Origin of the sequence: Streptomyces sp. CB02980, from assembly GCF_014451325.2 — a bacterium.
Classification (GTDB): domain Bacteria; phylum Actinomycetota; class Actinomycetes; order Streptomycetales; family Streptomycetaceae; genus Streptomyces.
In genome coordinates this window covers 160100-181151 of the sequence record NZ_JACSCH020000003.1, presented here as the reverse complement: position 1 = coordinate 181151, position 21052 = coordinate 160100, and the positions used below count along the sequence as shown (strand labels likewise).

The 21052-nt window shown below is 72.0% G+C and carries 20 protein-coding genes and 1 tRNA gene; 12 read left to right on the top strand and 9 right to left on the bottom strand.

Features of this window, described 5'->3' with window-relative positions; all coding sequences use genetic code 11:
- Window positions 1–38 precede the first annotated feature (38 nt).
- Complete coding sequence (locus E0F75_RS07700) at window positions 39–1883, bottom strand: prolyl oligopeptidase family serine peptidase (RefSeq protein WP_374115380.1); 1845 nt, start codon at window positions 1881–1883, stop codon at window positions 39–41.
- Window positions 1884–1945: 62 nt separating this feature from the next.
- On the opposite strand from E0F75_RS07700, the gene E0F75_RS07695 reads away from it, so the two are divergent.
- Window positions 1946–2770: a bifunctional 2-polyprenyl-6-hydroxyphenol methylase/3-demethylubiquinol 3-O-methyltransferase UbiG gene (locus E0F75_RS07695; protein ID WP_187622148.1), complete on the top strand. Its 825-nt coding sequence runs from the start codon at window positions 1946–1948 to the stop codon at window positions 2768–2770.
- A gap of 77 nt (window positions 2771–2847) precedes the next feature.
- Here E0F75_RS07695 and E0F75_RS07690 read toward each other — a convergent pair whose 3' ends face one another.
- Both E0F75_RS07690 and E0F75_RS07685 read right to left on the bottom strand, forming a co-directional pair.
- Entirely contained in the window at window positions 2848–3132 is a 285-nt protein-coding gene (locus tag E0F75_RS07690) for a DUF6191 domain-containing protein (protein WP_030323482.1), read from the bottom strand.
- 32 nt (window positions 3133–3164) lie between these two features.
- On the bottom strand, window positions 3165–4196 hold the full coding sequence (locus E0F75_RS07685; RefSeq protein ID WP_187621758.1) for an Lrp/AsnC family transcriptional regulator: 1032 nt from the start codon (window positions 4194–4196) through the stop codon (window positions 3165–3167).
- Window positions 4197–4345: 149 nt separating this feature from the next.
- Here E0F75_RS07685 and E0F75_RS07680 point away from each other — a divergent pair, with 149 nt between their 5' ends.
- The 3 genes from E0F75_RS07680 (at window position 4346) to E0F75_RS07670 (ending at window position 7374) form a co-directional block, all read left to right on the top strand.
- Window positions 4346–5881 (top strand): tetratricopeptide repeat protein, encoded by a 1536-nt coding sequence (locus E0F75_RS07680; RefSeq protein ID WP_229312581.1) that lies wholly within the window; start codon window positions 4346–4348, stop codon window positions 5879–5881.
- A 20-nt stretch (window positions 5882–5901) separates the two neighbouring features.
- Entirely contained in the window at window positions 5902–6921 is a 1020-nt protein-coding gene (locus tag E0F75_RS07675) for a YdcF family protein (protein ID WP_187621757.1), read from the top strand.
- Between the two features lie 171 nt (window positions 6922–7092).
- Complete coding sequence (locus E0F75_RS07670) at window positions 7093–7374, top strand: hypothetical protein (protein WP_187621756.1); 282 nt, start codon at window positions 7093–7095, stop codon at window positions 7372–7374.
- A gap of 39 nt (window positions 7375–7413) precedes the next feature.
- Here the strand turns inward: E0F75_RS07670 and E0F75_RS07665 are convergent, their stop codons facing one another.
- Window positions 7414–8631 (bottom strand): serine/threonine-protein kinase, encoded by a 1218-nt coding sequence (locus E0F75_RS07665; protein WP_187621755.1) that lies wholly within the window; start codon window positions 8629–8631, stop codon window positions 7414–7416.
- Window positions 8632–8909: 278 nt separating this feature from the next.
- Here E0F75_RS07665 and E0F75_RS07660 point away from each other — a divergent pair, with 278 nt between their 5' ends.
- Complete coding sequence (locus E0F75_RS07660) at window positions 8910–9788, top strand: glycosyltransferase family 2 protein (protein ID WP_187621754.1); 879 nt, start codon at window positions 8910–8912, stop codon at window positions 9786–9788.
- 135 nt (window positions 9789–9923) lie between these two features.
- Here the strand turns inward: E0F75_RS07660 and E0F75_RS07655 are convergent.
- Window positions 9924–9997 (bottom strand) — tRNA-Pro (locus E0F75_RS07655).
- A gap of 156 nt (window positions 9998–10153) precedes the next feature.
- A complete protein-coding gene (locus E0F75_RS07650; RefSeq protein ID WP_187621753.1) occupies window positions 10154–11092 on the bottom strand; it encodes a metallophosphoesterase in 939 nt (312 codons plus the stop codon).
- A 74-nt stretch (window positions 11093–11166) separates the two neighbouring features.
- On the opposite strand from E0F75_RS07650, the gene E0F75_RS07645 reads away from it, so the two are divergent.
- Window positions 11167–11631, top strand: a complete 465-nt coding sequence (locus tag E0F75_RS07645; RefSeq protein ID WP_187621752.1) for a GatB/YqeY domain-containing protein — start codon at window positions 11167–11169, stop codon at window positions 11629–11631.
- Between the two features lie 101 nt (window positions 11632–11732).
- Here E0F75_RS07645 and E0F75_RS07640 read toward each other — a convergent pair whose 3' ends face one another.
- Window positions 11733–13982 (bottom strand): transglycosylase domain-containing protein, encoded by a 2250-nt coding sequence (locus tag E0F75_RS07640; protein ID WP_187621751.1) that lies wholly within the window; start codon window positions 13980–13982, stop codon window positions 11733–11735.
- A gap of 416 nt (window positions 13983–14398) precedes the next feature.
- Between E0F75_RS07640 and E0F75_RS07635 the strand changes: the two genes are divergently transcribed.
- A complete protein-coding gene (locus E0F75_RS07635; protein ID WP_015034550.1) occupies window positions 14399–14743 on the top strand; it encodes a WhiB family transcriptional regulator in 345 nt (114 codons plus the stop codon).
- A 128-nt stretch (window positions 14744–14871) separates the two neighbouring features.
- Here E0F75_RS07635 and E0F75_RS07630 read toward each other — a convergent pair whose 3' ends face one another.
- On the bottom strand, window positions 14872–16209 hold the full coding sequence (locus E0F75_RS07630; RefSeq protein WP_187622146.1) for an ArsA family ATPase: 1338 nt from the start codon (window positions 16207–16209) through the stop codon (window positions 14872–14874).
- A 131-nt stretch (window positions 16210–16340) separates the two neighbouring features.
- Window positions 16341–17303: an ArsA-related P-loop ATPase gene (locus E0F75_RS07625; RefSeq protein WP_187621750.1), complete on the bottom strand. Its 963-nt coding sequence runs from the start codon at window positions 17301–17303 to the stop codon at window positions 16341–16343.
- A 122-nt stretch (window positions 17304–17425) separates the two neighbouring features.
- Between E0F75_RS07625 and E0F75_RS07620 the strand changes: the two genes are divergently transcribed.
- The 5 genes from E0F75_RS07620 to E0F75_RS07600 all read left to right on the top strand — a co-directional run bounded on the left by E0F75_RS07620 (window position 17426) and on the right by E0F75_RS07600 (window position 20955).
- Complete coding sequence (locus E0F75_RS07620) at window positions 17426–17584, top strand: DUF4177 domain-containing protein (RefSeq protein WP_015034547.1); 159 nt, start codon at window positions 17426–17428, stop codon at window positions 17582–17584.
- The gene (locus E0F75_RS07615) at window positions 17581–18051 is read left to right on the top strand and encodes a RidA family protein (RefSeq protein WP_187621749.1); all 471 of its coding nucleotides are present in this window, start codon (window positions 17581–17583) and stop codon (window positions 18049–18051) included. Before E0F75_RS07620 ends, E0F75_RS07615 begins: the two co-directional genes overlap by 4 nt.
- A 208-nt stretch (window positions 18052–18259) precedes the next feature.
- Window positions 18260–19126: an NUDIX hydrolase gene (locus E0F75_RS07610; RefSeq protein WP_187621748.1), complete on the top strand. Its 867-nt coding sequence runs from the start codon at window positions 18260–18262 to the stop codon at window positions 19124–19126.
- Window positions 19123–19953 carry an MBL fold metallo-hydrolase gene (locus E0F75_RS07605; RefSeq protein ID WP_187621747.1) on the top strand — a complete coding sequence of 277 codons (831 nt, stop codon included), beginning with the start codon at window positions 19123–19125 and terminating at the stop codon, window positions 19951–19953. The genes E0F75_RS07610 and E0F75_RS07605 overlap by 4 nt, the downstream gene beginning before the upstream one ends.
- 117 nt (window positions 19954–20070) lie before the next feature.
- A complete protein-coding gene (locus E0F75_RS07600; protein ID WP_187621746.1) occupies window positions 20071–20955 on the top strand; it encodes a prohibitin family protein in 885 nt (294 codons plus the stop codon).
- The last annotated feature ends 97 nt before the right edge of the window (window positions 20956–21052 follow it).

Here is a 21052-nt window from a genome sequence, read left to right as displayed (position 1 = left end):
GCGGCCTCGGCCCCCCGTCGGCCGGGTCCCCGGCCGCCTCAGCTCTCCACCGGACCACCCCCCAGGTGCCGCGCGGCGAACGCCAGGTCCAGGCCGACCTGCTTGATCCGCTCCTCCACTACCAGCGAGCCGTGGCCCGCGTCGTAGCGGTACACCTCGTGGACCGCGCCCCGGGCCTTGAGCCGGTCGACGTAGTTGTCGATCTGGCGGATCGGGCAGCGCGGGTCGTTGACGCCCGCCGAGATGTGCACCGGGGCCCTCACCGCGTCCACGTACGTCAGCGGCGACGAGGCCGCGTACCGCTCGGGCACCTCCTCGGGGGAGCCGCCCAGCAGCGTCCGGTCCAGCGCCTTGAGGGCCTCCATCTCGTCCTCGTACGCCGCGACGTAGTCCGCGACGGGGACCGCGGCGAGCCCGACCGCCCAGGCATCCGGCTGCGTACCGACGCCGAGGAGCGTCAGATAGCCGCCCCAGGAGCCGCCGGACAGCACGAGCCGGGACGGGTCGGCGAGGCCGCTCGCCACCGCCCAGGCGCGGACCGCGTCGATGTCCTCCAGCTCGATCAGACCGACCCGGTGCTTGAGCGCGTCCGTCCACTCCCGGCCGTACCCCGTGGAGCCCCGGTAGTTGACCCGCACCACCGCGTACCCGTGGTCCACCCAGGCCGCCGGGCCCGACGCGAAGGCGTCGCTGTCGTGCCAGGTGGGGCCGCCGTGCACCTCGAAGACCGTGGGGAAGGGGCCCTCGCCCGCCGGGCGCTGCACGAGCGCGTGGACTCTGCCGCCCGGGCCCTCCACCCACACGTCCTCCACCGGCACCGACGGCGGGGCCTTGGGGCCGGGCGGGTCGAGGACGACGCCGCCGGCCGTGGACCGCACCACCGGCGGTTCGGCGGCCGAGGACCACAGGTACTCGACGCTGCCGTCCGGCCGGGCGGTCGCGTCCGACACCGAACCCGCCGGGGTCTCCACCCGGACCAGGGCGCCGGTGGCGATCTCGTACCGCCACAGCTCGCTGCGGGCCTCGAAGCTGTGCACGATCAGCAGGCCCGAGCCGTCCGGGTACCACTCGGCCGAGACGTCGCCCGGCAGGTCGAGCCGGAGATCGGTCTCCGTGCCCGCCGCCACGTCCCAGATCATCGGCTCCCAGCGGCCGCGCCGCTGGTGCCCGACGAGCAGCCGGCTGTCGCCGTCCACGGGCGCGAAGCCGAGGACCGCGAGCCCCAGCTCCTCCGTGCCGCCCTTGGTGTCGTCGAGCTCGGCGAGCACGCCCGCGTCCGAGGAGCGCAGCACCCGCAGCGCCGAGTGCATCGCGTCCCCGTGCTCCGTGTGCTCGACGGCGATCAGGGACCCGTCGTACGACAGGTCGCCGACCCCGGCCGACTCCCGGTGCCGGTAGATCTCGACCGGGGCGCCGGCCCCGGGGCGTACGAGATGGACCGTCGAGCCGTCCTCGTCGGTTGAGCGGCCCACCAGGAGCGTGCCGTCCCGGCCGATGGCGAGCCCCGCCGGGTAGGAGGCGTCGAGGCCGGGCACGGCCGGCTCGTCCGCGCCGCCGGCGAACGGCTGGCGCATCCACACCCCGAACTCGTCCCCGTCGGTGTCCGCGAACCACCAGATCCAGGCGCCGTCCGGCGACAGGGTGCCGTCCGTCGTGCCGTTCGGCCGGTCGGTGACCTGGCGCTGCTCCCCGCTCGCCCGGTCCCAGGCGTACAGCTCGTACGTCCCCGTCGCGTTCGACACGAAGAGCGAGCGGTCCGGGGCCTCCTCCGCCCACTCGGGCAGGGAGACGCGCGGCGCGCGGAAGCGTCGCTGCCACGCGGGGGCCGGGTCGGTGAGCTCGCCCTCGAGCTCGGAGTTCTTGCTCTCAGTCATGGCACCCATGATGCTCCGCGCGGCGGACAATCGGGTCGCGTCACCCTCAACCTGTGGATAACCTCGCCGACATGTACTCGCCGACGCCCGAAGACTGGCACGAGGTCAACCGCGCACGCTGGGACGAGCGCGTCCCGATCCACGCCGCGAGCGACTTCTACGCTCTCGACGCCTTTCGCGCGGGCAAGGACGCCCTGCGGGACTTCGAGCTCGCCGAGGTCGGCGACGTCACCGGACGTTCCCTGCTGCACCTGCAGTGCCACATCGGCCTCGACACCCTCTCCTGGGCCCGCCACGGCGCCTCGCACGTCGTCGGCCTGGACTTCTCCGAGCCGGCCGTCGAGACCGCCCGCTCGCTCGCCGCGGACCTGGGCCTCACGCAGGACCGGGCGGCCTTCGTCGCGGCCGATGTGTACGACGCCGCGGAGGCCGTCCCGGACAGCGCGTACGACATCGTCTACACGGGCTGCGGCGCGCTGAACTGGCTGCCCGACATCGAGCGCTGGGCGGAGACCGCCGCCTCGCTGGTCGCCCCCGGCGGCTTCCTCTACGTGGCCGAGTTCCATCCGCTCACCGACTCGCTCGACGACGAGACCGGCAGCCGGATCGTGAACGACTACTTCGTCCGCGATCCCTGGGTCGACACCAACCCGGGCACGTACGCGGAGCTCGACGCCGCGACCGTCCACAACCGCAGCGTGGAATGGGTGCATCCGGTCGGCGAGGTCGTCACCGCGCTCGCCAGGGCCGGCCTGCGGATCGAGTTCCTGCACGAGCACGACGCCTCGCTGTACCCGCGCTACGGCGCGCTCCAGCGGCACGAGGACGGCTACTACCGCTTCCCGGCGGACCGGCCCCGCATCCCGATGATGTACTCGATCAAGGCGACCCGCTGACGTACTCGATCAGGGCGACCCGCTGACGTACTCGACCCAGGCGACCCGCCCGGCCGTCCGAGCGGGTGTCCGGCGGCTCACGGAAGCCGGATGACCGCGCGCCCGCCCGTGAGGTCCACCGTCGAGTGGTGCGGCGGGGCGCCGTCCTCCTCGTCGTCACGCAGCACCAGGGCGCTCTGACGCTCCTTGAGCTCGTTCTGCTTGCCCTGCGAGAACGTGGCGTGCAGCTGCTCGAAGCCGGTCGAGGAGATCTGCCCGCGGCGCTTCCCGCGCCCGGTCATGCGCAGGATCTGGTCGGCGAACGCGATCACGGTCAGCAGGATGACCAGACCGGGCAGCGTCACGAACACGGCGAACTCCATGCCGACCATCAGACCACGCCCGGACGGGAGTGTCAGGGGGTGTCGGGGCGGATGTGGTGCATCCGCCGCCCGTCGGGGCCGAGGACCTGTGCCCCGATCTTGTGGGTGCGCAGCGCGAGCGCGGTGCCCGCTATCCGCAGCGCCGGGGCGGCCCGTACGAACGCGGACGTGACCTCGTGCAGTTCGTCGACCGTGCGGAGCCACATCGCGACGGCCAGGTTGTGCGGCCCCGTGACCGAGGTGACCAGGCGGGTCTGGGGCAGCCGGGCGAGCGCCGCCACCGTCGCCGGCACCTCAAGGGGCGGTACGTCGGTGGTGACCATCGCCCACATCGGACGCCCGGAGAACCTCGGGGCCGGCAGACAGTGGTGGTGGAGGGCGCCGCCCGCCGACAGGACGTCCAGCCTCCGCCGTACCGTCGACTCGCTCGTACCGCACTGCCGGGCCAGTTCGGCGGCGCTGCGGCGGGCGTCACCCGACAGTTCCGCGATCAGCCGGAGGTCGAGTTCCGTGAGGTTCGGAAAGGGACGCACGTGCGCGCGTGGCCGCCGGTCCCCGCCCGTGAGTTCCGTGAGGAGCTGGACCTGACCCGGGGTGAGCTGCTCGATCCGGGACCGGTACGGGCGGTTGTGCATCCGGGTGACGACCTGGGTGCGGCACCGGAGCACCCCGGGCAGCCGCCGCACGCGTCCGGCGAGATAGCCGTCGAGGGCGTACAGGTCGGGGCTGATCACCAGCAGGACGAGGTCGGCGTCACCGGTCACCTGGTGGACGCCGAGGGTGTGCTGATCGCCCGCGACCTCGGTGGCGATGGCCTCGGAGGTGCCCGCGGCGCACTCCAGCTCGACCCAGGCGTAGAGCATCTCGTCCGAGCCGTGGCGGGCGGCGAGCAGCGAACTCCAGGCGTACCCCCCGGCCGTGAGGTGCTCCCAGCGCCGGGCGAGGGTGTCAGGACTCGACCCCAGCACGGCCGAGAGCTGGGTCCAGCTGGCGCGCGGGGCCATCTGCAGTGCGTGGATCAGCGAAAGATCCGCCTCTCCCAGGACGGATTCCCCGGTCGTCATTTCCCTCCCTGGTCGATCCCCGGCAAACCGTGGGTGTGGGTTCCGGGGCGCCCCAGCATGGTGAACCGAGGCAAAAGCATTCAAGCCGCAACGGCGGTCGTCCGCCATCGAGTCGGGCACAAGTCACACACGGGGAGAGGACGGGGGCGATGCGCATGGGGTTCGAGGATCCACCCGAGACCGCGGAGCGGACGTTCTGGGGCGGGCCGGTGGGCCAGGAGTGGTCGTCGTGGGGCGGGCCGGTGGGCCAGGAGTGGTCGTCGTGGGGCGGGCCGGGGGGCGAGGAACCGTCGTCGTGGGGCGGGCCTGTGACCGAGGAGCGGCTGCTGTGGGGCGAGCCGGTGAGCGCCGACCAGCTGGCCGCCGCCGAGCGCGGCTACGCCCGCTGCGGGCCCGCCGAACGGCTCCTGTGGGAGCGGCTGTCCGTCTTCGAGGGGGCCTTCGGCCGGGACGCCGTCCACGAGGTGTGCGCGTCGTGGACGCTGCCCCCGGGGACGATCCTCGCCGTCCTCGACCGGCTCATGCCGCTCGCCCTCCTTCCCGTCGACGACCTGTTCGCCGGCGAGGACGACGTCCCCCGCTACTGGATGCCGCACCCGATGCGGGCCGTGGGCGCCCGCCGGCTCACCGAACGCGGCGACCGCCCGGACCTCGTCCTGCGGCACCGGCGGTGGTGCGTGAAGCTCGCCCGGCGGGCCGCCGACTGGTGGCAGAGCGGCCGGCAGCTCGACGCCCGCGACCTCGCCCTGCGCGAACTCCCCGACCTGGCCGCCGCCATGGACCCGACGACCGCGCCGCACGCGCGGGACGACGAGGCGGGCACCGCCGTCGAGATCGCCGTCTCGCTGTGGTTCCTGTGGGTGGTCTGCGGGCGGGTCGCCGAGGGCCGGACCCGGCTGCGGCACGCCCTCGCCCTGCTCGGCGGGGAGCCGACGGCCCGCGCCCTGTGGCTCGCCGCGTTCCTGGAGCTGGAGGCGGGCCGCCCGGAGGAGGCCGATCCGCTGCTCGTCCGGGCCTGGGCGGCGGCCGTACGGGACGGGGACGACGGAGCCCTGGGGCTCCTCGCCCATCTGCGGGGCTCGACCGCGCTCTATCAGGGGCGCACGCGCGCGGCGGCGGACGAGTTCCGGGAGGCCCTCGCGCTGATGGGGGAGTACCCGGAGTTCGGCCCGACCCGGCACGCGTGCTGGGCGGGTATCGCGCTCGCCCTGTGCCGTACCGACCCGGAGGCCGCGCAGGAGGCCCTCGACCAGGCCGACCTGGACCGCGAGAGCCGGTGGTCGTGGGTGGGCCGTGACATGTACGCCGAGGCCTGGTCGTACGTCGCCCGCGCCGAGCTCGCGGCGTGGGACGGGGATCTGGAACGGGCCGCCGAGCACGCCCGGTGGGCGCTCCGGGAGCATCTGCGCATGGGGTCGGCGGCGGGCGCGGCCGGTGCGGCGGAACTCCTCGCCCAGATCCGGGTGTCGGCGGGCAGACGGGACGCGGCGGCCCATCTGCTGGGCGCGGTGGACCTGTTGCGGAGCTCGGTCTTCGACACCTCGTACCGGCCGGCGGAGTTCTGCGTGGTGACCCGGGCCCGGAGCGAGCGGGCGCTCCGGCTGCTGCTCGGCGGCCGGGAACTCCGGTACGCCTACGAAGAGGGCGCACGGCGCGGCCTGTTCACCCTGGCGGGGGAGGCCTGAGGTCTGCCTACGATGCCGTCATGTCGTACGCCTTCGCCGTCGCCGCGGTCTTCCTGCTGTTCTTCGCGCTCGGTGTACGACGGGACCGGCGCCGTTTCGGCAATGCCGTGCACCTCGGCCTCGCCGTCACCTTCTTCGGGATCGGGCTGCTCGCCGGGATCGAGGACGCTCCGCCCGGCGTCGCCGAGACGGTGATGATCGGTGGGCTGCTGGTGCTCGGCCTCGGCCCGGTCGTCCTCGCGGGGCTGCTCACCGCGAACGGCGTGAAGATGGTCCGCAAGGAGGGCAGGCGCCCGTCCAACCTGCTCTCGCTCCTCGCCGGGCTCGGCATGTTCGGCGTGATGGTCCTGGCGGTGACGGCCGCCGCCACCGACTCGTGGGCCCTGCAGATACTCGTCGTCACCCTCCTCCTCGTCCTCGGCTACGTCTCCTTCCTCTTCGTCTGCTTCATCGGCTACGCGTTCCTGTACGGCCGGATGAGGATCCGCCGCGACGCCGACTACGTCGTCGTGCTCGGCTCCGGCCTGATCGGCGGCCGCCGGGTGCCGCCGCTCCTCGCGAGCCGCCTGGACCGGGGGCGCGAGGTGCACGAGAGGCTGGCCGCGCACGAGCGGGGCGCCGGCGACGCCCCCGTCCTCATCACCTCGGGCGGCCGCGGCCCCGACGAGGAGGTGCCCGAGTCCCACGCGATGGCCGACTACCTCGTCGAGCGCGGCTTCCCGCCGGGCGCGCTGGTGCGCGAGGACCGCTCGCGCACCACGGAAGAGAACATGATCTTCAGCAAGGAGCTGATGGAGCGGGACCGGCCGGGCTCCTCGTGCGTGATCGTCACCAACAACTTCCACGCCTTCCGGGCCGCCATCCTGGCCCGCCGCGCGGGCGTGAACGGCCAGGTGGTGGGCTCGCCGACCGCCGCCTACTTCTGGCCGTCGGCGACCATGCGCGAGTTCGCCGCGGTCTTCCTCCAGTACAAGGTGGTCAACCTCGGGATCCTGGGGACCCTGATCCTGCTCGGGGCACTCGTCTGGGCGAGCCGCTGAGGCCGGCGCTCGGTCATCGGGGTGCTCCGTTCCGCGGGGGCGCTGATCGGCGTACCGGTCCATCTGAACACCGGGCGGGTGGGGCCGCACTCCGGCCGTGATCCGTACCGGGGACCGCGGGAGCGGCGGGATCGGGGGTCCGTACCTACTCTTGAGGTACGGAGGTCACCCATGAGCCGACGGCACCACTTCCACATCGACCACCTCGGGCACTCGGTCTCCGCGACCGTCCAGACCGGGCACAGGTCCGTCGTCGAGATCCTCGTCGACGGCAAGGAGACGGGCCATGCCGCCATCAAGGACGACGGGCCGGTCACGGTCCCGGTCGAGCTGCCGACCGAGCCGCCGACGACGGTGACCGTACGGGCCTCCACGGGGCCGGGCGAACCGCGCTGCCTGCTGCTCGCGACGGCGGACGGGGAGCCGCAGGTGATGGCGCCGAGGCCGTACTGAGAGGCCCCGGTGCCACCGAGGCCGTACGGGAGCCGCGGGTCAGGAGAGCCAGGCCATCCCGATGATCAGGAAGACCACGAAGGCGATGGCGCCGGCGACGGCCGCCGTCTTGCGGGGACGGCGCCGGGAGAGCTCCGCGAGCCCGCCCGTGCTGCTGCCCGGCCGCTCGCGCCGCCGGGAGGCGGGCGCCCCGGCGGACGGGGGTCTGTGCGCCTGCGCGGGCGCGGGTCTGCGGGCCTGCCCGGGCATCGGCGCCGGTACGGGCAGGGGCGCGGCACCGGGCATCGGGGCGGCCCCCGGTATGTGTCCTGCCCCCGGCATCTGACCGGCTCCGGGCATCTGACCGGTTCCCGGCATCGGCGCGGAGCGGGTGGCGGCGCCCGCCGGGAGGCCGGTGGTGCGGTGCGGGGTGTGCCGCGCGGGCTGCGCCGGGGCGTGCGCGGCATAGGCGCGCCAGGCACCGGAGGAGAACCAGTCCGCGATGGCCTGCGCCGGCGGCCGCTGCTCCGGCTGCTTGGCCAGCAGGCTCAGCAGATACGTCTCGAACTCGGGCGGCAGCGCCACTCCGAGCCGGCCGGGCGGCACCGGAGCGGTGTCGATGTGCTGGTACAGCAGGGCCGTGGCGGTGTCCGCGCGGAACGGCGGGCGTCCGGTGAGGAGTTGGTAGAGCACGCAGCCGAGCGAGTACACGTCGGAGGCGGGCGAGGCGGGCTGCCCGAGGGCCCGCTCGGGGGCGAGGTAGAGCCCCGTGCCGACGATCTGCCCCGTCGTGGTGAGCGCCGCCGAGGGGTCGTCGAAGAAGCGGGCGATGCCGAAGTCGGCGAGCTTCACCGTCCCGTCGGCGTCGACCAGGAGGTTCCCCGGCTTGATGTCCCGGTGCACGACACCCTGCCGGTGCGCGGCGGCGAGCCCGGCGGCGGCGTGCGCGGCGACCACGGCGACCCGCTCGGCGGGCAGCAGCAGCGGATCGGACGGACTGCCGGCCAGGCTGTCGCCCTCCACCAACTCCATGACGAGGAACAGCTTTCCGTCCCAGGTGCCGAAGTCGAAGACGCCCACCACGTGCGGGTGGCTCAGCCGGGCGGCGGTCTGCGCCTCCAGCCGGAACCGGTCGGCGGCGGAGGGGTCGGTCCCGTGCGCCAGCATCAGCTTCACGGCGACGTCCCGGCCGAGCACCTCGTCGGTGGCCTGCCACACCTCGCCCATACCGCCCCGGCCGATACACACATGAAGCCGATATCGGTCCGCGACCAGCACCTGGAGACCACCCCTTCGACGATCGATCAACTTGACGGAAGGGAACCAGCGTAGAGCCGCCGGGCGACGCCGTTCGCCGCGCTCCCCCCGGGGCGTCCGCCGACCCCCGTGAAGAAGCCCACGTCCGGCACCCCCGCTCCGGTGATACGGGCGGGGCCATGGACGACAACCGAGGCTCGGGTGAACGGAAGGTGGCATCGGCCGGTTAGCATCGCGGACCGGAGTGAGTCCGGAAATGAGTGCCGGCGGACGCCGGTGATCGTGGAACGGAGAGAGTCGTGGCGCGACCTCGCGTGGGTGTGGCGGTACTGACGATGGGCACGCGCCCCGACGAGCTGCGGGCGCTGCTCGACGCCGTGGCGGCGCAGGACGAGGCCGCCACCCGGATCGTGGTCGTCGGCAACGGCACCGGGACCCTGCCGGAGCTCCCCGAGGGCGTGACCGGGGTCGAACTGCCGGAGAACCGGGGCGTTTCCGGGGGCCGGAACGTTGCGATCGAGACACTGCGCGCGTTCGGCGACGTCGACGTGGTGGTGGACCTCGACGACGACGGCCTGCTCGTCGACACGGACGTCTTCCGCCGCCTGGCCGACCTGTACGAGGGGGACGACGCCCTGGGCGTCGTGTCGTTCCGCATCGCCGACGAGACGGGCGAGACGCAGCGCCGCCACGTCCCGCGCCTCGGGGCGAAGGACCCGATGCGCGGCGGGGAGGTCACGACCTTCCTGGGCGGCGGCCACGGCCTGTCGATGGTGATGCTCGACGAGATCGGCGGCTGGCCGGAGGACTTCTTCTTCACCCACGAGGAGACGGACATGGCCTGGCGCGCCCTCGACGCGGGCTGGAAGGTCGTCTACGAGCCGAAACTCCTCCTCCAGCACCCGAAGACCAGCCCGGCCCGGCACGCCGTCTACTACCGGATGACGGCCCGCAACCGCGTCTGGCTCGCCAAGCGCAACCTGCCGGCCCTGCTCGTCCCCGTCTACCTGGGCGTCTGGACCCTCCTCACGCTGGCCCGCACCCGCTCCCTGCCGGGCCTCGCGTCCTGGTTCGCCGGCTTCGCGGAGGGCGTCCGCCACTCCTGCGGCCCCCGCCACCCCATGCGCTGGTCCACGGTCCGCCACATGACCCGCCTGGGCCGCCCGCCGGTCATCTGACACGGAGGCCGCCGCCCGCCCCACGGGCGGCGGCCCACCGAGGCACACACTCCGGAGACCCCGGGAGACCCCGGAAACCACTCAGGGGCCTGATCCGATGTCTCGGATCAGGCCCCTGAACTGGTCTTACGGCTGTCGGGGTGGCGGGATTTGAACCCACGACCTCTTCGTCCCGAACGAAGCGCGCTGCCAAGCTGCGCTACACCCCGATGTCGCTGCTCTGTTGTTCACGTCGCGGCGACATCGATTACTTTAGCCCACGCGCGCGCTGAGGCGAAATCCGGTTTCCCGGCGGTCGCGGCGCAGGTCGGATGCGGTCCGGGCCGCGGTCGTGGTTCGGCGTGGACATGCCCCACCGCCAGAGGTCAGGCGCGGGCCGTCAGCGTGAGGAGGGTGACCTCGGGCGGGCAGGCGAAGCGGACCGGGGTGAAGCGGCTGGTGCCGCAGCCCGCCGAGACGTGGAGGTAGGACGTACGGTCGCCGACCGTGTGGGTGGAGAGGCCCTTCACCCGGTCGGTGTCCAGGTCGCAGTTGGTGACGAGCGCCCCGTAGAAGGGGATGCACAGCTGACCGCCGTGGGTGTGCCCGGCGAGGAGCAGCTCGTACCCGTCGCCCGTGAAGGCGTCGAGCGCGCGCAGGTACGGGGCGTGGACCACGCCCACCGAGAAGTCGGCCGACTCGTCGGGGCCGCCGGCCACCCGCTCGTACCGGTCGCGCTTGATGTGCGGGTCGTCGAGGCCGGTGAACGCGAGGTCCGCCTGCGGGAGCTTGAGCCGGCCGCGGGTGTTGGTGAGGTTCACCCAGCCGGCCGCGTCGAAGCCGTCCTTGATGTCCTCCCACGGGTTGTGGACGGCGTCGACGACCGGCTTGTTGCCGTTGAGGCCGTGCCGGCCCTGCGCCCTCTCAAGGAGGTAGCGGCCGGGGTTGCGGAGCCGGGGCCCGTAGTAGTCGTTGGAGCCGAAGACGTACACGCCCGGGAACTCCATCAGCGGGCCGAGCGCGTCCAGGACCTCCGGTACCGCCTCCGGGTCGGAGAGGTTGTCGCCGGTGTTGACGACGAAGTCCGGGCGGAGCCCGGCGAGGGACTGGAGCCAGGCGCGCTTCTTGCGCTGGCCGCTCACCATGTGGATGTCGGAGACCTGAAGGACCCGCAGATCGGCCATGCCGGGCGGGAGCACCGGGACCGTCACACGGCGGAGCCGGAACGAGCGGGCCTCGAAGCCCGCCGCGTAGACGATTCCCGCGGCTGCCGTCGCCGTGAGGCCTGCCGTGATCTTCAGGGGGATGCCGTACCGTGCGCGCATCCCCCCATCGTCGCAGACCCTCCGGGCGTAAATGCGCGGGCGGGTGGGGCGCCACACCTGCCACACTTGACCCCATGACCACGCTGAAGGCGAAGCTCCAGGCCGACCTCAACGCCGCGATCCGGGAGCGCGACGAACTGCGCTCCTCGACCCTGCGGCTGACCATCACCGCGATCACCAAGGAGGAGGTCGCGGGCAAGACCAAGCGCGAACTCTCCGACGACGAGGTGCAGAAGGTGATCGCCAAGGAGGCGAAGAAGCGCCGCGAGGCCGCGGAGGCCTTCACCCAGGGCGGTCGCCTGGAGTCGGCCGAGCGGGAGAAGGCGGAGGGGATCCTCCTCGACGCGTACCTGCCGAAGCAGCTCAGCGACGAGGAGATCGACGGGATCGTCGCGGCGGCCGTCGCGGAGGCGAAGGCGGCGGGCGCCGAGGGCCCGCGCGCCATGGGCGCCGTCATGAAGATCGTGAACCCGAAGGTGGCCGGCCAGGCTGACGGCGGCCGCGTCGCCGCCTCCGTGAAGAAGCTTCTCGCGGGCTGACCTCCGGGAGTCGCGGCAGGCGGTACGAGGAAGGGCGCCCCACCGAGGTGGGGCGCCCTTCCCGTTGCCCGGGTGACGTCAGGGTTGTCGCCTGCGCGACGTCAGCGGTTTCCGCGGCCGCCGTTGCCGTTCCCGCCGCCCAGCAGGTCCGGCGGGATCGTGATGGGCGGGAACGTGTTGTTCGGGGGCTTGGCGCCGCCCGGCTTGCCGTCGCCCGGCTTACGGGGCTTGTTCGGCTTGTTCGGGCCCTCGTCACCCTCCTCCGGGTCCTTGGGCTTCTGGGCCCGCGGTACGGAGATGGGGGCGAAGCCCGGCGTCTCGGAGGCGTTGAGGGCCCCGGTCATCGCGATCTTCCAGATGGGGCCGGGGAGGCAGCCGCCACAGACCTTGTCGTAGTACTCGCCGCCGATGGTGATGCGGTACATCGACTGCTTCTCGCCGACGTCGTCACCGACCCAGACGGCGGTGGAGAGGTTCGGGGTGTAGCCGACGAACCAGGCGTCCTTGCGGTCGTTGGTCGTACCGGTCTTGCCCGCGTTGTCGCGGTCGCTGAGGCCGGCCTTGGTGCCCGTGCCGTCCTCGACGACGCCCTTCAGCATCTGGTTGATCAGGTCGGAGGTGCGCTCGCTCATCGCGCGGGTGCACTTGGTGTCCGGCACGTTGAGCTTGTCGCCGTTGGCGGCCTTGACGGACTCGATGGCGATCGGGGTGCAGTGCATGCCGCGGTTGGCGAAGGTCGCGTAGACGGTCGCCATGTCGAGCGGGGTGCTCTCCACACTGCCGAGGGTGGCCGAGGGGCTCTGCTTGATGGGCTTGCCCAGCTCGCGCTCGTAGCCGACGTTCTTCGCCATCGTCAGCGTCTCGCACAGGCCGGCCATCTGCTCCAGCTTGGCGAAGTACGTGTTGATGGACTTACCGAGGGCGCTGGTCATGTCGTACATGCCCTTCTCCGACGTGACCTCGTTGTTCACCTCCCAGTTCGCGTACCCCGCCGGCTTGCCGTCGCAACGGGTGTAGTCGCTCTCCGGGATGTTGATCTGCGCCGGGGTGTCGAAGCTCTGGGCGGGGCTCAGGCCCTTCTCGAGCGCCGCCGCGGCCGTGATCGGCTTGAAGGTCGAGCCGACCTGGAAGCCGTACGTCGTGCCGCCCATCTTGCTGCCGACGGCGAGGTTCAGCGTCGTCTGGTGCTGCTTCTGGTCCAGGCCGTACGGGCGGGACTGGCCCATCGAGAGGATCTTGCCGGTGCCGGGCTGGACCTGCACGACCGAGGCGGCGACCGGGTCGTCCTTGTTGATCTTCGCGACGGCGGCCTCGTTGGCGGCGGCCTGCGCGCGCGGGTCGAGCGTGGTCTTGACGGTGAGACCGCCCAGGTTCCACAGCTTCGTCCGCTCCTCGGCGCTCTTGCCGAAGACCGGGTCGCTGAGGATCGTCTTGCGGACGTAGTCGCAGAAGAAGCCGGCGCCGTCGACGGCGGTGATGCAGCCGTTCTTCGGGGTCTTGACCTTCAGCTTGAGCGGAGAGGCCTTCGCCTTGTCCGCCTCGGCCTGGCTGATGTCCTTCACGTCGGCCATCCGCTGGAGGACCACGTTGCGGCGCTTGGTGGCTTCCTGGATGTCGTTGATCGGGTCGTAGCGGCTGGGCGACTGGACGAGACCGGCCATCATCGCCGCCTCGCCGAGGCTCAGGTCGGCGGCGTGCTTGGAGAAGTACCGCTGGGAGGCGGCCTCGATGCCGTACGCCTGCTGCCCGAAGAACGTGATGTTGAGGTAGTTCTCCAGGATCTTCTTCTTGCCCAGCTCCTCCTCGACCTGGATCGCGTACTTCAGCTCGCGGACCTTGCGGCCGATGGTCTGCTGGGTGGCCTGCGCGACCTTCTCGGGGTCGTCACCGGCCTCCTCGACGAAGACGTTCTTCACGTACTGCTGGGTGAGGGTGGACGCGCCCTGCGAGACCCCGCCCGACTGCGCGTTGCGGTTGATCGCGCGCAGCACGCCCTTGAGGTCGATCGCCCCGTGCTCGTAGAAGCGGCCGTCCTCGATCGCGACGATCGCCTTCTGCATGTACGGGGAGATCTTGTCGAGCGGGACGACCGTCCGGTCCCGCGAGTACACCGTGGCGATCAGACCGCCCTCGGAGTCGAGGATCTTGGTGCGCTGACTCAGCGGTGGGGTCTTCAGGTTGGAGGGGATCTCGTCGAACCCCTCCACCGTGCCCTTCGCGGCCAGGCCCAGTGCGCCGGCCGCGGGCAGGGCGATGCCCGCCAGCACGGCTCCCGCGAGCACACTGACACCGAGGAACTTGGCGGCCTGCTGGGTCCCGGTCAGACCACCGCCGGAGCGCTTCTTTGCCATGGGGGCAGCCTACGTTCTCATTCGCCGGACACACGTATATGCCTTGGCCTAAGCTGCTCCCAACTGTCACAGCAGTGTGGTCTGGCATCAAGACCCGGGTGTGACTTCGGCATGAATCCCCGTGACCCCGAAGCATGGGGACCTCGTGTCCGATTCCGGCTCATGCGTCACACGGTGCCCGAAGTGGCACCGTCGAAGAAGGGCGTATCCAGGTGATATGTCCGCTATCACACGCATGTCCTTCGATCACTCCCCTGGGTGATCTGACGCGCACGCATAGTCCGTTCGGGCCATCCAAGATTGGGCCCGAAGGGGGTGTTGCGCTGTGCCCACCTTCCGTAACGTCCCAACTGGCAGCGGTGAATATGCCGCTGCCGCCGTGGGGGAGCCTCGATTCGGGAGAGGACGGCGCCGGTATGGGCTGGGTAGCTGACTGGAGTGCGCAGGCGGCCTGCCGCACTACCGATCCGGATGAACTTTTCGTACAGGGAGCGGCACAGAACAGGGCAAAGGCGGTGTGCACCGGATGCCCGGTGCGGACCGAGTGCCTCGCCGACGCCCTCGACAACCGCGTGGAGTTCGGCGTGTGGGGCGGCATGACGGAGCGCGAGCGCCGCGCCCTGCTGCGCCGCAGGCCGACCGTCACCTCGTGGCGCCGGCTCCTTGAGACCGCGCGCACGGAGTACGAGCGGGGAGCGGGCCTGCTGCCCGTGGCGATCGAGGACGACGCGACGTACGAGGCGTACGCCGCGGTCGGCTAGGCCCGGCGGACCGGGCCTCGACGGGTCGGCCTCGAGTGGCCGGGCCCGACAGGACGGCCTCGAGTGGCCGGGCCGCGACGGGTCGGCCTTGAGGGGTCTGGCCTCGACAGGGGTCCGTAGGACGAGGGTTACCGCCCGGCCGTGAGCCGGTCGCCGATGGCCCGCAGCCCGGCGAGGTCGTGCACATCGCCGGGCAGGGCCGCCACTTCGGTCACCGCCACCTCGGGGTGAAGCGCGGTGAAGCGGTCACGCGTGCGCTGCTCACGCGCGAGCACCCGCATGCGCTCGGCATGCAGGCGCAGAAGTCCCGCGGTGAGATGTCGTACGTCGTCTGTGTCGTCTCCGTGCTCTGTGTCGTCTCCAGCTGATTCCTGTGCCGGGTCGGCTGTGGGGGCAGCCTGGGGTACGGGAGGTGCGGTGGTGGCGGCGGTGGCGAGGTCTGACGGCTCGGGCTCGGTGGCCGGGGAGCCACTTCGCTCAGTCTTCCCGGCCCCCTGATCCACAATGCGCCCCTCGTCAAGATTTTCCGCCGCGGCCCGCGCCCGCTCGGCCGAAAGCCGGGCGGCGGCGCTGCCATGCACGCGGTTGAGGACGAGACCCGCCAGCGGCATCTCCTCGGCGGCCAGCCGCTCCACGAAGTACGCGGCCTCCCGCAGCGCGTCCCGCTCCGGCGTGGCCACCACGAGGAACGCCGTGCCCGGGGCCTGGAGCAGCTTGTACGTGGCGTCGGCGCGGGTCCGGAACCCGCCGAACATCGTGTCCATCGCCGCGACGAACGTCTGCACGTCCTTGAGGAACTGACCCCCCAGCAGCTTGCCGAGGGTCCCCGTCATCATCGACATGCCGACGTTCAGGAACTTCATCCCGGCCCGGCCGCCCACCTTCGCCGGCGCCATGAGCAGCTTGATGAACTTCCCGTCGAGGAACGACCCGAGCCGCTTCGGCGCGTCCAGGAAGTCCAGCGCGGAGCGGGACGGCGGGGTGTCCACGACGATCAGGTCCCACTCGTCGCGCGCCCGGAGCTGCCCCAGCTTCTCCATCGCCATGTACTCCTGCGTACCGGCGAATCCGGCCGAAAGAGACTGGTAGAAGGGGTTCTCCAGGATCGCCCGCGCCCGGTCGGGCTCCGCGTGCGCCTCGACGATCTCGTCGAAGGTCCGCTTCATGTCCAGCATCATCGCGTGCAGTTCGCCGCCGTCGGAGCCCTTGATTCCGTCGACCTTGCGCGGGGTGTTGTCGAGGGAGTCGATGCCCATCGACTGGGCGAGACGGCGGGCCGGGTCGATGGTGAGGACGACGACCCGGCGGCCGCGCTCCGCCGCCCGCACGCCGAGCGCCGCCGCCGTCGTCGTCTTGCCGACCCCGCCCGCGCCGCAGCAGACGATGATGCGGGTGCCGAGGTCGTCGATCAGCGGGTCGAGTTCGAGCACGGGAACGGCGTCGAGCCCGTGCGCCTCGGAGTCCACGTCGAGGCCGTCGCGGGCCCGGTCCACGTCGAGGCCGTCGCGGGCCCGGTCCGCGTCGAGGCCGTCGGGGGCCCGGTCCGTGGCGCGACCGTCCGGGGCCGGGGCCGTGCCGCGGCCCGGGGACTTCTCCGTCACGCGCCCACCCCTTGCTTCCGCAGTTCCTTCGCCAGCCGGTAGAGCCCCGCGATGTCCGCCCCGTCCCCCAGGAACGGGAGCTCGTACGAGGGGACGCCGATGTCGTCGAGGACCGCCCGCTGCGCCCGCTCCAGCTCCACCCGCCGGGCGTGCTCGGACGCCTGGTCGAGGAGCGGCTCGACGAGCGTCGTACCGCCCGCGACGCCCACGGAGGCCAGCGTCCTGGCGATCGCGTCCCGGTGGTCGCCGGAGGCGGCCCGTACCGCCGCCTCGTCGAGGACGTGCGGCCGGACCATGTTCACCACGACCCGCCCCACCGGCAGTTCGGCCGCGCGGAGCTCCGCGATGCCGTCCGCGGTCTCCTGGACCGGCATCTCCTCCAGGAGGGTCACCAGGTGCACGGCCGTCTCGGGGGACTTGAGGACCCGCATGACGGCCTGTGCCTGGTTGTGTATGGGGCCGATCCTCGCCAGGCCGGCCACCTCGTCGTTGACGTTGAGGAAGCGGGTGATGCGGCCGGTGGGCGGCGCGTCCATGACCACGTGGTCGTAGGTGTGGCCGCCGTGCTTCTCGCGCCGACGGACCGCCTCGCACGCCTTGCCGGTCAGCAGGACGTCCCGTACGCCCGGCGCTATCGTCGTCGCGAAGTCGATCGCGCCGAGCTTCTTCAGGGCCCGCCCCGCGGTGCCCAGTTTGTAGAACATCTGGAGGTAGTCGAGGAGCGCGCGCTCGGCGTCGATCGCCAGCGCGTACACCTCCCCGCCGCCCGGGGCGACGGCGATCTTGCGTTCCTCGTACGGAAGGGCCTCCGTCTCGAAGAGCTGTGCGATGCCCTGTCTGCCTTCGACCTCGACGAGAAGGGTGCGCTTGCCCTCCGTCGCGAGGGCGAGCGCGAGGGCGGCGGCGACCGTCGTCTTACCGGTACCGCCCTTGCCGCTGACGACCTGGAGCCTGCTCACGCTGTCGAGCCTAACCACTGGCGGCCGCGCCCAATCAGGAGGCCGCCCGGAGAAGCCCCCCGGGGGGCGGCTTCAGGGCAGCCTCGGAGAGCCGCCCCGCGTCAGCGGATACAGTCGGGCCCATGACCAAGTGGGAGTACGTCACGGTGCCGCTTCTGGTGCACGCGACCAAGCAGATTCTGGACACCTGGGGCGAGGACGGCTGGGAGCTCGTCCAGGTCGTGCCCGGGCCGAACAACCCCGAGCAGCTCGTGGCCTACCTGAAGCGGGCCAAGTCGTGAGCGGGGCCGTCGAGGCGAAGCTCGCCGAACTCGGCCTGACCCTGCCCGCCGTGGTGCCGCCGCTGGCCGCCTATCAGCCGGCCGTGCAGTCGGGCGTCTACGTCTACACCTCGGGCCAGCTCCCGATGGTGGGCGGCGAACTCCAGCTGACCGGCAAGGTCGGCGCCGAGGTCACCGCCGAGGAGGCCAAGAAGCTCGCCGCCACCTGCGCGCTGAACGCCCTCGCGGCCGTGAAGTCGGTCGCCGGTGACCTCGACCGGATCAAGCGGGTCGTGAAGGTCGTCGGCTTCGTCGCCTCCGCCTCCGACTTCACCGGGCAGCCGGGCGTCATCAACGGCGCCAGCGAGCTGCTGGGCGCGGTCCTCGGCGACAAGGGCGTGCACGCGCGCAGCGCCGTCGGCGTGACCGTGCTGCCGCTCGACGCCCCGGTCGAGGTCGAGGTCCAGGTCGAGCTCGTCGAGGCCTGAGCCGAGGCCCGACCCTCCGTCGTACGACCTTCCGTACGACTCGGCTGTACGACCTTCCGTACGACTCGGCTATACGACCTTCCGTACGACTCCGCCGTGCGGCCTTCCGTACGCGCCACAGAGCCGGTTCTTCCGCGCGGGCCCGCAAGGGTCCACGCGGCGAGAACCGGCTCTCGTGCATTCAAGTACTTGCGCATAGCATCCGGCCATGTCGAATGGTCAGTGGTACCCGCCCGAGTGGCCCGACCGCATCCGCGCCCTCGCCGCCGGTGAGCTCACCCCGGTGACCCCGCGCCGCGCCGCCACCGTCCTGTTGCTGAGGGACGGGGCCGCCGGGCCCGACGTCCACATGCTGCGCCGCCGCGCCTCGATGGCCTTCGCGGGCGGCGCGTACGCCTACCCCGGCGGCGGGGTCGACCCGCGCGACGAGCACCCGGTGCGCTGGGCGGGGCCTTCGCTGGAGACCTGGGCGGCCCGGCTCGGCCTCGACGACCCCGCGCAGGCCCAGGCCGTGGTCTGCGCCGCCGTACGCGAGACGTACGAGGAGGCGGGCGTCCTGCTCGCCGGGGAGACCGAGGACGCGGTCGTCGGCGACACGACGGGCGCGGACTGGGAGCGGGACCGGGAGGCGCTCGTCGCCCGCGAGCTGTCCTTCGCCGACTTCCTGGACCGGCGCGGGCTCGTCGTCCGCTCCGACCTGCTCGGCGCCTGGGCCCGCTGGATCACGCCGGAGTTCGAGCAGCGCCGGTACGACACCTGGTTCTTCGTGGCCGCCCTGCCGGCCGGGCAGCGCACCCGCAACGCCTCCACGGAGGCCGACCGGACCGTCTGGATCCGCCCGGCGGAGGCCGCGGCCGGCTACGACCGGGGCGAGCTGACGATGATGCCGCCGACGATCTCGACCCTGCGCACCCTGGAGCCGTACGGCACGGCCGCCGAGGCCCTCGCGGGGGCGCGGGAGCAGGACATGACCCCCGTGCTGGCGCAGGCGCGCCTGGACGGCGACGAGCTGGTCCTGAGCTGGCCGGGCCACGAGGAGTTCACCAAGATCATCCCGATGGGAGGCGACCGATGAGCGACGCCGCCGCCCTGCCGGGCCAGCCGCGCGGACTCGTGACCTCCGGTCCCGCGACCGACCGTGCCGTGAACGTCCTCGCGCCGAACCCGTCCGCGATGACCCTCGACGGCACGAACACCTGGCTGCTCTCCGAGCCCGGCTCCGACCTCGCCGTCGTCGTCGACCCGGGGCCGCTCGACGAGAGCCATCTGCGCCATGTGATCGACACCGCCGAGAAGCTCGGCAAGCGGGTCGCGCTCACGCTGCTGACCCACGGACACCCGGACCACGCCGAGGGCGCCGGGCTCTTCGCCGAGCTGACCGGGACGGCCGTACGGGCCCTCGACCCGGCGCTGCGGCTCGGCGACGAGGGGCTCGGCGCGGGGGACGTGGTGGCCGTCGGCGGTCTGGAGCTGCGGGTCGTCCCGACGCCCGGCCACACCTCCGACTCGCTCTCCTTCCACCTGCCGGCCGACCGGGCCGTCCTGACGGGCGACACGATCCTGGGGCGCGGGACGACGATGGTGGCCCATCCGGACGGGCGCCTCGGCGACTACCTGGACTCGCTGCGGCGGCTGCGCTCGCTCACCGTCGACGACGGGGTGCACACGGTCCTGCCGGGGCACGGACCGGTCCTGGAGGACGCGCAGGGGGCCGTGGAGTTCTATCTGGCGCACCGGGCGAGCCGGCTGGCCCAGGTGGAGACGGCGGTCGAGAGCGGCCACCGGACGGCCGCGGAGGTCGTCGCCCAGGTGTACGCGGACGTGGACCGCTCGCTGTGGCCGGCGGCCGAGCTGTCCGTACGGGCGCAGCTGGAGTACCTGAGGGAGCGCGGTCTGGTCTGAGTCGTGGGGCGGAGTCGTCACGATCCGGAACCGAGCGGGACCCCCGGCGCGTCGGTCGTCTTGACCTGTGCTTTACGCTCCGCTTACTTCTGGCCGTAGCTTTCGGGGGGAACGCCCGTGTTCGTCATCGCCATCCTGCTGGTCATAGCCGCAGTGGTGCTCTTTTTCGTCGGCCGAGCCAACGACTCCAAGGGGCTGAAGTTCGGCGCCCTCGGCGCGGTCCTGGCCGGCGTGTTCTCGCTCATCGTGAGCATGACGTACGTGATCAGCGCGTACGAGGTCGGTGTGCCGGTCGCCTTCGGCAAGGTCGGCTCGCCCATGACCTCCGGCATGCACGTGAAGTCGCCCTTCACCGACGTCACGACCTTCTCGACCCGCCCGGTCGACCTCAACCTCTCCGACAAGGACGTGGTCGAGGTCCGCTCCTCGCAGGGCGGTGTCATGTACGTCGAGGTGACGGTGAAGTGGGCCGTCGTCCCGACCAAGGCCGTGGAGCTCTACAAGCTCGCGGGCAGCGAGGACTCCATCCAGCAGCGCCTCGTCTACCCCGACAGCCGGGAGATCGTCCGTAACGTCTTCGCCCGCTACAGCAGCGAGCAGGGGTACGCCTCCGACCGCGAGAAGATCAACGCCGAGATCGGCGTCCTGATCAAGGAGCGCCTGGTCCCGCGCGGGATCGACGTGACCACGGTCAACCTGCGCAACGTGAAGCCCTCGGACGCGCTCCAGGGCCAGATCGACCGCAAGATCCAGCAGCAGCAGGCCACCGAGCGCGCCACCGAGGCCGCCCGGACGGCCAAGGCCGAGGCCGACCGGCGCCGGATCGAGGCGGAGGGCATCGCCCGCGCCAACAAGATCCTCAACGACTCGCTGACGGACCGGGTCCTGATGAACCAGTGCATCGACGCGTTCAAGGAGGCCGCGGCGAAGAACCCGATCTACACCGTGCCCTGCGCGAACGGCTCCTCGGCGCCGGTGATCGTGGACGGCTCGAAGCGCTGACGGCGAGCCCGTAGGCGTACGAGAAAGGGCCGCCCCGGCCTGTCGGCCGGGGCGGCCCTTTCTCGTACGAGGATGCTTACCGCTCGCTCGCGTACGG